This window comes from Salmonella sp. 741265050_HSA (assembly GCF_046569445.1).
In the GTDB taxonomy this organism is placed as follows: Bacteria; Pseudomonadota; Gammaproteobacteria; order Enterobacterales; family Enterobacteriaceae; genus Salmonella; species Salmonella enterica.
Window position 1 is genome coordinate 366,598 of record NZ_JBKFSV010000003.1, and the last position, 14,836, is coordinate 381,433.

Consider the following 14,836-nt stretch of genomic DNA (forward strand, 5'->3'; position numbering starts at 1 on the left):
CCTCATAGCCCTGCTTTCAAACTTGCTTCGATAAATTGATCCAGACTACCGTCCAGTACCGCCTGTGTATTGCGGGTTTCCACCCCAGTACGCAGGTCTTTAATGCGGGAATCGTCCAGGACATAGGAACGAATCTGGCTTCCCCAGCCGATATCGGACTTAGTGTCTTCCATCGCCTGTTTTTCAGCGTTCTTTTTCTGCATCTCCAGTTCATAAAGCTTCGCTTTCATCTGCTTCATGGCCTGGTCTTTGTTTTTGTGCTGCGAACGGTCGTTCTGGCACTGCGTCACGATCCCGGTGGGAATATGGGTGATACGCACTGCGGATTCCGTACGGTTAACGTGCTGACCGCCTGCGCCAGACGCACGATAGACGTCGATACGCAGATCCGCCGGGTTAATGTCGATATCGATATCGTCGTCCACTTCCGGGTACACAAACGCGGAGCTAAACGAGGTATGACGGCGACCGCCGGAGTCGAACGGGCTTTTACGCACCAGACGATGTACGCCAGTTTCAGTGCGCAGCCAGCCATAGGCATATTCGCCGGAGATTTTGATAGTCGCGGACTTAATGCCGGCAACTTCCCCTTCCGACTCTTCAATGACTTCCGTCTTAAAGCCGCGCGCTTCCGCCCAACGCAGATACATACGCAGCAACATGCTGGCCCAGTCCTGCGCTTCAGTACCACCGGAACCGGCCTGAATATCGAGATAGCAATCGGCGCTATCGTACTCGCCGGAGAACATCCGACGGAATTCCAACTGCGCCAGTTTCTCTTCCAGCGTATTCAGTTCCGCGACGGCTTCGTTAAACGTCTCTTCGTCGTCAGCTTCTACCGCCAGTTCCAGCAGCCCGGAAACGTCGTCCAGCCCCTGAGTCATTTGATCAAGCGTATCGACGATCGCTTCGAGCGATGAACGCTCTTTTCCCAGCGCCTGCGCGCGCTCAGGTTCGTTCCAGACATCCGGCTGTTCCAGCTCGGCGTTTACTTCTTCCAGACGCTCTTTCTTAGCATCGTAGTCAAAGATACCCCCTAAGAACGTTGGTGCGTTCCGTGAGGTCCTGAATGCGGTTATTCACCGGGTTAATTTCAAACATGGTCTGATTTCTTTTATTTGACTTGTCAAAATGCGGTTATAAGGGCGAAATATTAGCGGATTTCGCCCCTTAATTACAGCGAAAGTGTTGTTAAATCGCCCCGATCATAGCGGCCAAATATCATCGATAATAATCTGTAAACTACGGTTGCCGCGAAACTCGTTAATGTCCAGTTTATAAGCCAGTTCTACCTCCCGCACGCCGTTATCCGGCCAACAGGTCGTATCAATATTAAATGCGATGCCATCCAACAGGGGGCCGCCGCCGACGGGCTCCACCATCACCTTGAGGTGGCGCTCGCCCACCAGACGCTGTTGTAGCAGACGGAAACGACCATCGAATAACGGTTCCGGGAACATTTGCCCCCACGGCCCGGCATCCCGCAACAGTTGTGCCACTTCCATAGACATCTCCGCCGCGCTTAATGGACCATCGGAGATCACCTCGCCTTGCAACAGGGCAGGATCGAGCCATTCCGTTACCAGCTCGCCAAAACGTTGCTGAAACTGCTCGAATTTATGCTCTTCCAGCGACAATCCCGCCGCCATCGCATGACCGCCGAACTTGATCATCAGATCAGGGTAAAGCGTATCCAGCCTTTCCAGCGCATCGCGCATATGCAGCCCCTGAATCGATCGGCCTGAGCCTTTTAGCGTGCCGTCGCCCGCAGGCGCAAAGGCAATCACCGGGCGGTGAAAACGCTCTTTAATGCGCGACGCCAGAATTCCGACCACGCCCTGATGCCATTCAGGATGATACATCGCCAGACCGCCCGGAAGCGTTTCACTACTGCGCTCAAGCTTTTCGCACAGGATAAGCGCTTCCGCCTGCATCCCCTGCTCTATTTCTTTGCGCGTCTGGTTAAGCGCATCCAGCTCGCTGGCCAGAACACGCGCTTCGCCGAGGTTGTCGCACAACAGTAACGCCACGCCAACGGACATATCATCCAGCCTGCCGGCGGCATTCAGGCGAGGCCCCAACGCGAAGCCTAAATCACTGGCGGCAAGCTGCTGCGGATCGCGATTCGATATCTCCAGCAACGCTTTAATTCCCGGGCGGCATTTCCCGGCACGAATACGACTTAGCCCTTGCCAGGTCAGAATACGGTTGTTAGCGTCCAGCGGCACAACGTCTGCTACCGTTCCCAACGCCACTAAATCCAACAGCTCCGCCAGATTCGGCGGCGCGATGTTGCGCTCGTCGAACCATCCTTTGTCGCGCAAAAATGTTCGCAACGCCAGCATCAGGTAAAACGCCACGCCGACGCCCGCCAGCGACTTAGACGGGAATTCGCAGTCGCGCAGATTGGGATTAATAATCGCTTCGGCATCCGGCAACGTGTCGCCTGGCAGGTGGTGATCGGTCACGATCACCGGAATCCCCAACGTCTTTGCATGCGCTACGCCGGCGTGGGATGAAATGCCGTTGTCTACGGTGACGATAAGCTGCGCGTCGCGCGCCTTCGCCTGATCGACCACTTCCGGGCTTAAACCGTAGCCGTCTTCAAAGCGATTAGGCACCAGATAACTGATGTTGTCACATCCCAACGCACGCATTCCCAATACGCTTAGCGCAGTACTGGTCGCGCCGTCGGCGTCAAAATCGCCAACAACAATAATGCGGGTACCTTCGCGAAAGGCGTTGTAGAGGATCTCCACCGCGTTATCTATGCCGCTAAGCTGTTGCCAGGGCAGCATTCCTTTCACGCTGCGCTCCAGTTCGCGGGCGCTACGAACGCCCCGGCTGGCATATAAACGTCGTAGTAATGGAGGAAGATCGGCGGGGAGTTCCGCCGTCTCATCAGCCTCGCGCCGACGAAGTTGTCTCTGTTGTTTCACGCGTATTATTTACCACTGGTCTGTTTTTGATGCTCATCAAGAAACGCTTTCATCTCTTTCGGTCCCTGATAGCCAGGCACCACATAGCCGTTACTCAATACAATGGCTGGCGTACCGCTAACGCCCAACTGCACGCCCAACGCATAATGATCAGCAATGTTCACGTCACAGCTTGCCGGTTTCACACCCTTACCTGCCATGGCGTCATCAAACGCTTTGTTTTTGTCTTTGGCGCACCAGATAGATTTCATATCCTGCTCCGCCTGGCTTTCCAGCCCCTGGCGCGGGAAGGCCAGATAACGTACCGTGATCCCCAGCGCGTTATAATCTTTCATCTCTTCATGTAGCTTATGACAATAGCCGCAGGTGATATCGGTAAAAACAGTAATGACATGTTTCTCATCCGGCGCTTTATAGACGATCATCTCTTTTTCCAGCGCATTTAGCTGGCTCATCAGCAGTTTGTTCGTCACGTTTACCGGATGCGCGCCGCTCACGTCATACATCGGCCCTTGAATAATATGTTTGCCGTCGTCAGTGACGTACAGTACGCCGCTGTGAGTGAGGACGGTTTTCATTCCTGCCACTGGCGAGGCCTGAATTTCCGTACTCTGAACGCCCAGCTTAGCCAGCGACTGACGGATAGCCGCATCATCCGCATGGGCCACGCCTGAAAACGCCGCCGCCAGTAAAGTGAACATCATAAAACGCTTTTTCATAAACTATCCTTTCCTGTCAGCACTCATGCCCGCGGATGGTGCTGTTGATGAAGTTGACGCAAACGCTCCGTTGCGACATGCGTATAAATTTGTGTCGTCGAAAGATCGCTATGCCCAAGTAGCATTTGTACAACGCGCAAGTCGGCACCGTGATTCAGCAAATGCGTGGCGAAAGCGTGACGTAAAACATGCGGCGATAGTTTTTCGCTATCGATTCCAGCCAGTACCGCATAATGTTTAATACGGTGCCAGAAGGTCTGCCGCGTCATCTGCTGCGCACGCTGGCTGGGGAATAATACGTCAATCGATACGCCATTAAGTAACCAGGGACGCCCATGCTCCAGATACGTTTCCAGCCAATATACCGCCTCTTCGCCTAACGGCACCAACCGCTCTTTATTGCCTTTACCGATAACCCGCACCACGCCCTGCCGCAGACTGATATCGCTCATTGTCAGCCCCACCAGTTCCGACACGCGCAAACCGGTGGCATACAGCACTTCCAACATAGCTTTATCGCGCAACTCCAAAGGTTGATCAATAAGCGGCGCCTGCAAGAGCCGCTCAACCTGCGCCTCGCTAAGATCTTTCGGTAAACGCTGCGGAAGCTTAGGCGAGGCCAACTGCGCGCTCGGATCATCCTCACGATACTTTTCACGGTACAGATGCTGGAAGAAGCGCCGCATAGCGCTTAACAGGCGTGCGGAGCTGGTCGCTTTGTATCCTCCCTCCACCCGTTCAGCCAGCAGCGTTTGTAAATCATCAGCCTGCGCCGTCGCAAGCGTTTTTCCGCGATGATGCAACCACGCAACGACCATCGATAAATCGCGACGATACGCGCTTAATGTATTTTCCGCCAGATTTCGTTCCAGCCACAGGGCATCCAGAAACTGCTCAATACGCGCTAAATCCTGTTCCATTCGCGCTCCCTACTTCACGCTTACTTTTGGTGCATTATGCCTCATTGTGCCGTGAATGCAGTGATTCTGTTACACTACCCGCAACGCTATAGCAGAATCGAGATGTAACGTAATGAACATGGGTCTTTTTTACGGTTCCAGCACGTGCTACACCGAGATGGCCGCAGAGAAAATTCGCGATATCCTCGGCCCGGAGCTGGTGACATTACATAACCTCAAGGATGACGCCCCCGCCTTAATGGAGCAGTACGACGTGCTCATTTTAGGCATCCCCACCTGGGATTTTGGCGAAATTCAGGAGGACTGGGAAGCCGTCTGGGAGCAACTGGACGATCTCAATCTGGAAGGCAAAATCGTTGCGCTTTACGGTATGGGCGACCAACTCGGCTACGGTGAGTGGTTCCTGGATGCGCTGGGTATGTTGCATGACAAACTTGCCCTCAAAGGCGTTAAATTTGTCGGCTACTGGCCCACAGAAGGCTACGAATTTACCAGCAATAAACCGGTCATTGCGGATGGGCAACTGTTTGTCGGCCTGGCGCTGGATGAAACGAACCAGTACGATCTCAGCGATGAGCGTATACAGACCTGGTGTGAACAAATTCTCGGCGAAATGGCCGAACACTACGCCTGAAGCCTTACTCGCTGTATTTCCCTCTCGACGGAACCGCGTTTACGCCGTTCCGTCAGTGTTGGCCTGATATCGGCTGCTGTAACAGTATCCGACGCAACTCACGCCATTCCGCTTCTTCCATGCTATCCGCCGCCAGCCATAAATGCTGATGACGTCCAGACTCTGCGCGTAAACGCAACACCATCCCGCTCTTCAGTAACCAGGGCGGACGCAAGAGCGTCCAGTCCTGCCCCTGCCAGCGTAAGCGCCCGTCCATGAGTAGCTTGATCTCTCCCTGACAGGTATTAATCCTGCGCTGGCTACGTACACAGTCAAACACGACCAGTGACAGTAGTATCATCCATAACGGGGTATAACTCAGCGGCCAGGGCATCAATAAAATCACCGCGGCAACCAGCCCATGAATGAGCAATGAGATCCACTGAGCGCGCCATGAGACGCGTAAATCAGATTGCCACAGGACCACGTTCCCGATTCCGTGTCTGAATGAGTCGGACCATCTGTTCCAGTTCAGCGTCAGCCGGTTTACCGTGATTCATTAACCAGTTAAATAAATCCGGGTCATCACTCTGCAACAAACGGACAAAAATACGCTTTTCTTCATCACTTAAACTATCGTACTCATGTTCAAAAAACGGCATGATGGAAATATCAAGTTCGCGCATACCGCGACGACATGCCCAGTGAATACGTGCTTTATTGTGAATATCCATGTTCTTCCTGCCTCGCGAAAATGAAGTACCGGGCTATTGTAACGTGTTTTTGGCGTTGTTTTACGGGAATCTCAGTAATCTGGAACGCGATCGCGAAATAAAAGGCTGGGAATCAATATGTTCATCCATTTTGGATACCGCCTCGCAAAACGATCAATCCGCTCTCAATGGGCTATTTAAAGCACTTGCAATGACCGATGGCTCTTTTACCATTAACCATTATTGTTGCAGCTAACCAGGACATTATTTATGGCTTTTATCTCCTTTCCACCACGTCATCCTTCATCGTCAGCCCGCCTGCCGCTGACGCTGATCGCGCTTGACGACTGGGCGCTGTCGACCATTACCGGCGTAGACAGTGAAAAGTATATTCAGGGCCAGGTCACCGCTGACGTAAGCCAGATGACTGAACAGCAACACCTTCTCGCCGCCCACTGCGATGCTAAAGGTAAGATGTGGAGCACTCTGCGCCTGTTCCGTGAGCGCGACGGTTTCGCCTGGATTGAACGCCGTAGCGTGCGTGAAGCGCAATTAACGGAGCTGAAAAAGTACGCCGTATTTTCCAAAGTGGTCATCGCGCCGGATGACGAACGCGTATTGCTTGGCGTGGCAGGTTTTCAGGCCCGCGCGGCGCTGGCTAATGTCTTTAGCGTACTGCCCAATAGCGAAAATCAGGTGGTCAGAGACGGCGCCTCTACGCTGCTATGGTTTGAACATCCTGCGGAACGATTCCTGCTTGTCACCGATGTCGCGACGGCCAACATGTTAACGGAGAAGTTGCATGGCGAAGCCGAACTGAATAACAGTCAACAGTGGCTGGCATTGGATATTGAAGCAGGCATTCCGGTGATTGACGCGGCGAACAGCGGTCAGTTTATCCCCCAGGCGACTAACCTACAGGCGCTGGGCGGCATCAGCTTCAAGAAAGGCTGCTACACCGGACAGGAGATGGTCGCACGGGCAAAATTCCGCGGCGCCAATAAACGCGCGCTTTGGTTGCTGGCGGGCAAAGCCAGCCGGGTACCGGAAGCAGGAGAAGATCTGGAGCTACAGATGGGCGAGAACTGGCGTCGTACCGGCGCTATTCTGGCGGCGACACAGTTGGACGATGGTCAGTTACTGGTTCAGGCCGTCATGAATAACGATTTAGAAGCCGAAAGCGTCTTCCGTGTTCGCGACGATGCCAACACCCTGCATATCGTCCCGCTGCCTTACTCGTTGGAAGAGTGATATCACGTTAAAAGTCGGATAGCCTGATAGCGCAACGCCATCAGGCTCGCACGTGCTGCTCTCGTAGGCCGGATAAGGTACGACAGCGCCGCCATCCGGCACGGGCATCCGGGAATTACGCCTGTCCCACATACAAATAGATGGCCAGGAAGTGGCACACGCTGCCGCCCAGCACAAAGCCATGCCAGATGGCGTGGTTATAAGGTATGCGTTTGCAAACATAGAAAATTACGCCCAGCGAGTAAACGACGCCACCTACCGCCAGCAGCGTCACGCCGCCTATCGCCAGCTTAATCGCCAACTGATAAACCACTATCAGCGACAGCCAGCCCATTGCCAGATACGTAACCAGTGAAAGCACTTTAAATCGGTGCGCAATCGTCAACTTGAAGAGGATACCGAATAGCGCCAGGCTCCAGATCACAATCATTAGTCCGCGCGCCAGCGGCGAATCCAGACCTACCAGCAGAAATGGCGTATAGGTTCCGGCAATGAGCAGATAGATAGCGCAGTGATCAAATTTCTTTAACCAGATTTTTGCCCGCTGATGAGGAATGGCATGATAAAGCGTTGAGGCAAGAAAAAGCAGGATCATGCTCCCGCCATATAAACTGTAGCTGGCGATAGCCGTCATACCCGCATTCGCCTCTACCGCCTGAACCAACAACAGCACCAGGCCGACAATACCAAATACCAATCCAATGCCGTGGCTAATACTGTTGGCGATTTCCTCAGCCAGCGAATATCCCTGCGTCATTAATGGTTTTTGCACCATAACTTACTCCGGAGAAACGTTCATAACGATGAACTGCGCCTCTAGCGTAACTGAGAATGGTTCCAGTGAACACATGTTAGCTAAAATAAATTCGCAAAATTAAATTTTGTTTATTATTCAATAAGTTAATTACAAAAACTCAACTAACACGCGTTCATATTTATCAAAGACATTTAAAATCAATCACATAAAATTGCGTCTGGTTGGGATAGATTTCAGCAATGACCCGTTTCAGCTCATCAAGCGACATATTTTCCTGTTGCGCATGTTTTTCGTTCAGCGTATCCAGCGTCACAGTTGACGTTCCTGTCACTTCGATTGTGCAAAAATAGCCATCATCTTCGAACCGTCCCACGCGTAGCACATCGCCTGCTTTAAAGTGGGACTCGGAGGCATCACGAATAGTGATGGTTTTACGCCCTGCCAGAATGTCATTCTGGAAACGTTGAAAGAAAGTAATGTCGTTTGGCTGCATGTGGTTATCCCCTGAATATGGCCCCTTGAAGTGGATGTTACGATCTGAATGTGTTCCTGCCCCGACACGCGAGCCCCCTGGAATTTTGCGTACGCTTTACATGTCATTTGGTGCAGAATGAATGATAACAGACTAAATAAATTGAGATTATGCAACAATGAGAAAACTCACCTTGCCAAAAGATTTTTTATGGGGCGGCGCGGTTGCTGCACACCAGGTTGAAGGCGGCTGGAATAAAGGCGGTAAAGGCCCCAGCATCTGCGACGTGCTAACCGGCGGCGCACACGGCGTGCCACGCGAAATTACCCAGAATGTCGTTGCTGGCAAATACTATCCGAACCACGAGGCGGTGGATTTTTACGGACATTACAAAGAAGACATCCGTCTTTTCGCCGAAATGGGGTTCAAATGCTTCCGTACCTCTATTGCCTGGACGCGTATCTTCCCGAATGGCGACGAATCCCAGCCAAACGAGGCCGGTCTGAAATTCTACGACGACATGTTTGATGAATTGCTCAAATACAACATCGAACCGGTCATCACCCTTTCCCACTTTGAAATGCCGTTACATCTGGTCCAGCACTACGGCGGCTGGACCAATCGTAAAGTCGTTGATTTCTTTGTCCGTTTTGCTGAAGTCGTGTTTGAACGCTACAAGCATAAGGTCAAATACTGGATGACCTTCAACGAAATTAACAACCAGCGAAACTGGCGCGCGCCGCTGTTTGGCTACTGCTGTTCCGGCGTGGTGTATACCGAGCATGAGAATCCAGAAGAAACCATGTATCAGGTCTTACATCATCAGTTTGTCGCCAGCGCGCTGGCGGTAAAAGCGGCACGTCGTATTAATCCACAGATGAAAGTGGGCTGTATGCTGGCGATGGTCGCGCTGTATCCTTTCTCCTGTAAACCAGAAGATGTGATGTTTGCTCAGGAATCGATGCGTGAACGCTACGTCTTTACCGATGTACAGCTGCGCGGCTATTACCCGTCCTATGTGTTGAACGAGTGGGAGCGCCGCGGATTTAACATCAAAATAGAAGATGGCGATCTTGAAGTGCTGCGCGAAGGCACCTGCGATTATCTTGGTTTCAGTTATTACATGACCAACGCGGTCAAAGCCGAAGGCGGTAGCGGCGATGCGATTTCCGGTTTTGAAGGCAGCGAACCGAACCCCTATGTTAAAGCATCTGACTGGGGCTGGCAGATTGACCCGGTGGGCCTGCGTTATTCATTGTGTGAACTGTACGAACGCTATCAAAAGCCGCTATTTATTGTCGAAAACGGTTTTGGTGCTTACGACAAAGTAGAAGAAGATGGCAGCATCAACGACGACTATCGCATTGACTACCTGCGCGCCCATATTGAAGAGATGAAAAAAGCGGTCACTTACGATGGTGTCGACCTGATGGGCTACACGCCGTGGGGCTGCATCGACTGCGTGTCGTTCACCACCGGTCAGTACAGCAAGCGCTACGGCTTCATCTACGTGAACAAGCACGATGACGGTACGGGCGATATGTCGCGTTCGCGTAAGAAGAGCTTCAACTGGTACAAAGAGGTGATTGCCAGCAACGGCGAGAAGCTTTAACTCCTGCACGTTACCCGCCAGTCGGCGGGTAACACTTTGAACGAGTCTTACCAGGTCTTACCTATTTTAAATTCCCAGCGTACATCTTCCATTTTGGTTGGCGACTTCGCTTCCTGCATTACCGGGAAGAAGGCTCCGGCACCAAACCATAATTTCAGTGAATCGACGGCAATATTAAATGACGGACCAACAACCCATTCGGTAGTTCCAGAATGGTTATTAATTACGCTGCCATTAGACAGTTTTTTCGTTCCAGAGGCATTATTGCTGTAGGCACTTTCCAGACCAAGATCCAGCGGTAAATCGCTAAACATATACCGCACCTGGGTATTCCACTGGAATTCGTTACCTCGTTTCACGTCCTGGTTACCGCGCTCAAATGGTCCCTGATATACAAAACCCATATCCCCTTTAATGTTAGGAGTAAATAATTTTGTTAAAGTGAGTGTTACTCTTCCTCCCCAGGCGCTATTCCCAGGCAAATGATTATCTCCATCTTGCCCGGTGGGTAGTAATACTGCCCCACCTACCGTAACCCAAAACGGATCACCTCTTCGCTGGCTCATTAAAGCATAATTGACCCCCACCGATTGGTCGCCCATTCCCTCTATGTGCTCAGGAGACAGATTGTCTCGTTTGTTATTGATATAGGAACCCACAGTTGATAATTCCAGTCTGTCGGTCAAACCGTAACGAATCTTCAATAACCATATCTGGGAGTAAACATCCGGACTTCCGTGCCCCTCGATTTGATGATCTTTATCGCGAAATGAGCTATTCACGGCGGTTAATAACTTTCCTTCCGGCAATACTGAACCACCAGAAATAGCGGTATTAACTGGTGCACCTAATAGATTACTGGGATTATTTTCTCCGTTAGCTGCCATTGCATTCATTAATAGAAAATATGTCATTAATGGCAGAAATATAAATCGTTTCATTATTCCCTCCAGGTATAAAAAACAAAGCGCTAAGTTAATAAATATTTACGTTATTTATGTTTATTTTTAATTTATAATTTATAATTTATAATTTAAATTAATAACTTGATGAATTTAATATACGGAAATTTTTGTAACTATATTGAGAGGTAAATAACGATTCCGGAGAGAAACTATTTGTAACCACATGTAAATATACTGTGTTGTTTTGATTAAATAACAGCAAGGTAAAAATGATGCACAATGAATCATTAGGCTCTAAAAAAGCGGTAATTTAATTCTGGCTAATACACTGATACAAACGCCAGGTTGCCTGACAGGAGCCAACGATTTACTGTAATATATTGAATTAGTAACACTTTGTAGCCTGAATAAGTCACTCACACTGCATCCGACATCAACAAAGCGCACTTTATTAACAAGCTGAAAAGGCGCCGAAGCGCCTTTAGAAAACAGTCGAATCAGTAAATTACTGGTAGTCGCTAATCGGTACGCAGGAGCAGAACAGGTTACGGTCGCCATAAACATCATCCAGACGTTTCACCGTCGGCCAGTATTTGTCTGCCACGCCTGCCGGGAATACGGCAACTTCACGGCTGTACGGATGCGCCCACTCGGCGACCAGTTCGCTCTGAATGTGCGGCGCGTTCACCAGCGGGTTATCTTCCAGCGGCCAGACACCGGCTTTCACCTGGTCAATCTCTGCGCGGATAGCCAGCATCGCATCGATAAAGCGATCCAGCTCGGCCTTACCTTCAGATTCCGTCGGCTCTACCATCAGCGTGCCCGCCACCGGGAACGACATGGTTGGCGCATGGAAACCGTAGTCGATCAGACGTTTGGCAATATCCAGCTCGCTGATGCCGGTTTCTTCTTTCAATGGGCGAATATCAAGAATACATTCGTGCGCCACTCGGCCATCTCGACCAGTATACAGTACCGGGTACGCGTCTTTCAGACGGCTGGCAATGTAGTTAGCGTTAAGAATCGCGACCTGGCTTGCCTGCTTCAGGCCTTCTGCACCCATCATGCGGATGTACATCCAGCTGATTGGCAGGATAGAGGCACTACCGAACGGCGCCGCAGAAACCGCGCCCTGACGGGTTAACATGCCTTCGATTTGCACCACGCTATGACCCGGTACGAACGGTGCCAGATGCGCTTTCACGCCGATCGGTCCCATGCCTGGGCCACCGCCGCCGTGCGGAATGCAGAAAGTTTTATGCAGGTTAAGATGCGAAACGTCCGCGCCAATAAAGCCCGGTGAGGTAATGCCGACCTGAGCGTTCATGTTCGCGCCGTCAAGGTAAACCTGACCGCCGAACTGGTGCACAACTTCACACACTTCACGGATCGTTTCTTCATAGACGCCGTGGGTGGACGGATAGGTCACCATGATGCAAGAGAGGTTCGCAGCATGTTGTTCTGCTTTGGCCCGCAGATCGTCCAGGTCGATGTTGCCGTTCTTATCACACGCCACAACCACCACCTGCATTCCTGCCATATGTGCAGAAGCAGGGTTAGTGCCGTGAGCAGAGGCCGGAATCAGGCAGATATCGCGATGCCCTTCGTTGCGGCTTTCGTGATAGTGACGAATCGCCAGCAGCCCCGCGTATTCCCCCTGTGCGCCGGAGTTCGGCTGCATACAGACGGCGTCGTACCCGGTGAGTTTCACCAGCCAGTCAGAAAGCTGGCTAATCATCTGATGATATCCTTCGGCCTGTTCCGGCGGGCAGAACGGGTGCAGTTCAGCGAATTCCGGCCAGGTGATAGGAATCATCTCGGCGGCGGCGTTCAGCTTCATGGTGCAGGAACCCAGCGGGATCATCGCCTGGTTCAGCGCCAGATCTTTACGCTCCAGCGAGTGCATATAGCGCATCATCTCGGTTTCGCTGTGGTAACGGTTAAATACCGGATGCGTCAGAATCGCATCGTCACGCAGCATACTTTGCTGAATGGAACGGCTATCAAGCGCCACGTCTTTATCCAGTGTTTCAATGTTCAGACCGTGGCTGCCGCCCAGCAAAACATTGAACAACTGCGCCACATTCTCACGGGTGGTGGTTTCATCGAGCGTAATACCAACCGCGTTATGAATATCGCTGCGCAGATTGATCTCTGCCGCTTCCGCACGCGCCAGTACCGCAGCTTTATCAGCCACTTCCACACACAGGGTGTCGAAGTAGTGCGCATGACGCAGCTTTAAGCCTTTCTGTTGCAGACCTGCCGCCAGAATATCGGTCAGGCGGTGGATACGATTCGCAATGCGCTTCAGACCAACCGGACCATGATAAACGGCATACAGACTGGCGATGTTAGCCAGCAGTACCTGCGAGGTACAAATGTTGGAGTTCGCTTTCTCACGACGGATATGCTGCTCGCGAGTCTGCATCGCCATGCGCAGTGCGGTATTGCCCGCCGCATCTTTTGAGACGCCGATAATACGGCCTGGCATGGAGCGTTTAAATTCGTCTTTGGCGGCAAAGAACGCCGCGTGCGGGCCACCGTACCCCATCGGTACGCCGAAGCGTTGCGCAGAGCCGAAAACAATGTCCGCGCCCTGTTTGCCCGGAGCCGTCAGCAGCACCAGCGCCATAAAATCGGCGGCGACGCTGACCACAACTTTACGGGATTTCAGCTCAGTAATCAGTGCGCTGTAGTCGTGAATTTCGCCCGTGGTGCCTACCTGTTGTAACAGCACGCCAAACACATCCTGGTGATCCAATGCTTTCGCCGCGTCATCCACAATGACGTCAAAACCAAAGGTTTCGGCGCGAGTACGCACGACGTCCAGAGTTTGCGGATGGACATCAGAGGCGACAAAGAACCGGTTGGCATTTTTCAATTTGCTGACGCGCTTTGCCATCGCCATCGCTTCAGCGGCGGCGGTCGCTTCATCCAGCAGCGAGGCGGAAGCCATGTCCAGCCCCGTCAGGTCCAGCGTCACCTGTTGGAAGTTGAGCAGCGCTTCCAGACGCCCCTGAGAGACTTCCGGCTGATAAGGGGTGTAGGCGGTATACCAGCCTGGATTTTCCAGCATGTTGCGCAGGATAACCGGCGGTAGCTGCACGGCGGTGTAGCCCATGCCAATGTACGACGTGAAGCGCTTGTTACGCCCGGCGATGGCTTTTAATTCCGCCAGTGCGGCATATTCGGTTGCCGCCTCGCCAATCTGCGGCGGAGTCGCGAGCTGAATGTCTTTCGGCACAATCTGACCTGTCAGCGCGTTTAACGACTCGGCGCCAACCACATTCAGCATCTCTTGCTGCTGCGCGGCGTCCGGTCCGATGTGGCGTTCAATGAAAGCGCCGCGGTTTTCAAGCTGGCTTAACGTCTGTGTCATGGGCGATGGTTCCTGAAACGTGCAGTGAATCGTGATTGTCTCTAACTCAATTGCCCGGTGGCGCTGACGCTTACCGGGCCTACGCGTGCGAAAACGAATACGCAAAATAATTCGCGTTGCAGTGAGTAGGCCGGATAAGCATTAGCGCCATCCGGCACAACATTATTCGTCTTCTAACAATGCCTCGTACGCGGTGGCATCCAGCAGCGATTCAAGTTCGCTTTCATCGCTGGCTTTGATTTTAAAGATCCAGCCACCGGCATACGGTTCGCTGTTCACCAGCTCCGGGGAGTCGCTCAGCGCATCGTTTACCGCCACGATCTCGCCGCTTACCGGCGCATAAATGTCGGACGCCGCTTTTACGGACTCCGCCACGGCGCAGTCGTCGCCCGCGCTTACGGTCGCGCCGACTTCCGGCAGATCAACAAAAACCATATCGCCCAACAGCTCCTGAGCGTGTTCAGTAATGCCAACGGTGTAAGTGCCATCCGCTTCTTTACGCAGCCATTCGTGTTCTTTGCTGTATTTCAGTTCTGCGGGTACGTTGCTCATCAAT

The 14,836-nt window shown here is 52.1% G+C and carries 14 protein-coding genes; 3 read left to right on the forward strand and 11 right to left on the reverse strand.

The window, feature by feature from the left end:
- Nucleotides 1–2: 2 nt before the first annotated feature.
- The 4 genes from prfB to xerD all read right to left on the reverse strand — a co-directional run bounded on the left by prfB (nucleotide 3) and on the right by xerD (nucleotide 4,578).
- Nucleotides 3–1,101 (reverse strand): peptide chain release factor 2 gene (prfB, locus tag ACLD4F_RS10045; protein WP_010989230.1). Its coding sequence is split into 2 segments (ribosomal slippage): nucleotides 3–1,025 and nucleotides 1,027–1,101, totalling 1,098 coding nucleotides; the frame shifts between segments, so codons are not numbered across the junction.
- Between the two features lie 104 nt (nucleotides 1,102–1,205).
- The gene (gene recJ, locus ACLD4F_RS10050; protein WP_058331845.1) at nucleotides 1,206–2,939 is read right to left on the reverse strand and encodes a single-stranded-DNA-specific exonuclease RecJ; all 1,734 of its coding nucleotides are present in this window, start codon (nucleotides 2,937–2,939) and stop codon (nucleotides 1,206–1,208) included.
- A 5-nt stretch (nucleotides 2,940–2,944) separates the two neighbouring features.
- Nucleotides 2,945–3,658 (reverse strand): bifunctional protein-disulfide isomerase/oxidoreductase DsbC, encoded by a 714-nt coding sequence (gene dsbC, locus ACLD4F_RS10055; RefSeq protein ID WP_000745614.1) that lies wholly within the window; start codon nucleotides 3,656–3,658, stop codon nucleotides 2,945–2,947.
- 23 nt (nucleotides 3,659–3,681) lie between these two features.
- On the reverse strand, nucleotides 3,682–4,578 hold the full coding sequence (xerD, locus tag ACLD4F_RS10060; RefSeq protein WP_000434302.1) for a site-specific tyrosine recombinase XerD: 897 nt from the start codon (nucleotides 4,576–4,578) through the stop codon (nucleotides 3,682–3,684).
- A 112-nt stretch (nucleotides 4,579–4,690) separates the two neighbouring features.
- Here xerD and fldB point away from each other — a divergent pair, with 112 nt between their 5' ends.
- Nucleotides 4,691–5,212, forward strand: coding sequence for a flavodoxin FldB (fldB, locus tag ACLD4F_RS10065; protein ID WP_001055885.1), 522 nt, complete (start codon nucleotides 4,691–4,693; stop codon nucleotides 5,210–5,212).
- Nucleotides 5,213–5,264: 52 nt separating this feature from the next.
- On the opposite strand, the gene ACLD4F_RS10070 is transcribed toward fldB, so the two are convergent.
- Together ACLD4F_RS10070 and sdhE are read right to left on the reverse strand one after the other, a co-directional pair.
- Complete coding sequence (locus ACLD4F_RS10070; protein WP_000244756.1) at nucleotides 5,265–5,678, reverse strand: protein YgfX; 414 nt, start codon at nucleotides 5,676–5,678, stop codon at nucleotides 5,265–5,267.
- Nucleotides 5,659–5,925, reverse strand: coding sequence for an FAD assembly factor SdhE (sdhE, locus tag ACLD4F_RS10075; RefSeq protein ID WP_000351186.1), 267 nt, complete (start codon nucleotides 5,923–5,925; stop codon nucleotides 5,659–5,661). Before sdhE ends, ACLD4F_RS10070 begins: the two co-directional genes overlap by 20 nt.
- A 249-nt stretch (nucleotides 5,926–6,174) precedes the next feature.
- Here sdhE and ygfZ point away from each other — a divergent pair, with 249 nt between their 5' ends.
- Nucleotides 6,175–7,155, forward strand: a complete 981-nt coding sequence (gene ygfZ, locus ACLD4F_RS10080; protein WP_000874178.1) for a tRNA-modifying protein YgfZ — start codon at nucleotides 6,175–6,177, stop codon at nucleotides 7,153–7,155.
- A gap of 115 nt (nucleotides 7,156–7,270) precedes the next feature.
- Here ygfZ and trhA read toward each other — a convergent pair whose 3' ends face one another.
- Nucleotides 7,271–7,930, reverse strand: coding sequence for a PAQR family membrane homeostasis protein TrhA (gene trhA, locus ACLD4F_RS10085; RefSeq protein ID WP_000250289.1), 660 nt, complete (start codon nucleotides 7,928–7,930; stop codon nucleotides 7,271–7,273).
- Nucleotides 7,931–8,093: 163 nt separating this feature from the next.
- Entirely contained in the window at nucleotides 8,094–8,405 is a 312-nt protein-coding gene (gene yqfB / locus ACLD4F_RS10090; RefSeq protein WP_001182976.1) for a N(4)-acetylcytidine aminohydrolase, read from the reverse strand.
- A gap of 157 nt (nucleotides 8,406–8,562) precedes the next feature.
- Here yqfB and bglA point away from each other — a divergent pair, with 157 nt between their 5' ends.
- Nucleotides 8,563–9,996, forward strand: a complete 1,434-nt coding sequence (gene bglA, locus ACLD4F_RS10095) for a 6-phospho-beta-glucosidase BglA (RefSeq protein WP_411010821.1) — start codon at nucleotides 8,563–8,565, stop codon at nucleotides 9,994–9,996.
- 47 nt (nucleotides 9,997–10,043) lie between these two features.
- Here bglA and ACLD4F_RS10100 read toward each other — a convergent pair whose 3' ends face one another.
- From ACLD4F_RS10100 to gcvH, 3 genes are all read right to left on the reverse strand, one after another.
- Nucleotides 10,044–10,937 (reverse strand): transporter, encoded by an 894-nt coding sequence (locus ACLD4F_RS10100; RefSeq protein WP_000819375.1) that lies wholly within the window; start codon nucleotides 10,935–10,937, stop codon nucleotides 10,044–10,046.
- 469 nt (nucleotides 10,938–11,406) lie between these two features.
- Entirely contained in the window at nucleotides 11,407–14,280 is a 2,874-nt protein-coding gene (gene gcvP / locus ACLD4F_RS10105) for an aminomethyl-transferring glycine dehydrogenase (RefSeq protein WP_115178863.1), read from the reverse strand.
- Between the two features lie 162 nt (nucleotides 14,281–14,442).
- The gene (gene gcvH / locus ACLD4F_RS10110) at nucleotides 14,443–14,832 is read right to left on the reverse strand and encodes a glycine cleavage system protein GcvH (RefSeq protein WP_001295377.1); all 390 of its coding nucleotides are present in this window, start codon (nucleotides 14,830–14,832) and stop codon (nucleotides 14,443–14,445) included.
- Nucleotides 14,833–14,836: the final 4 nt, after the last annotated feature.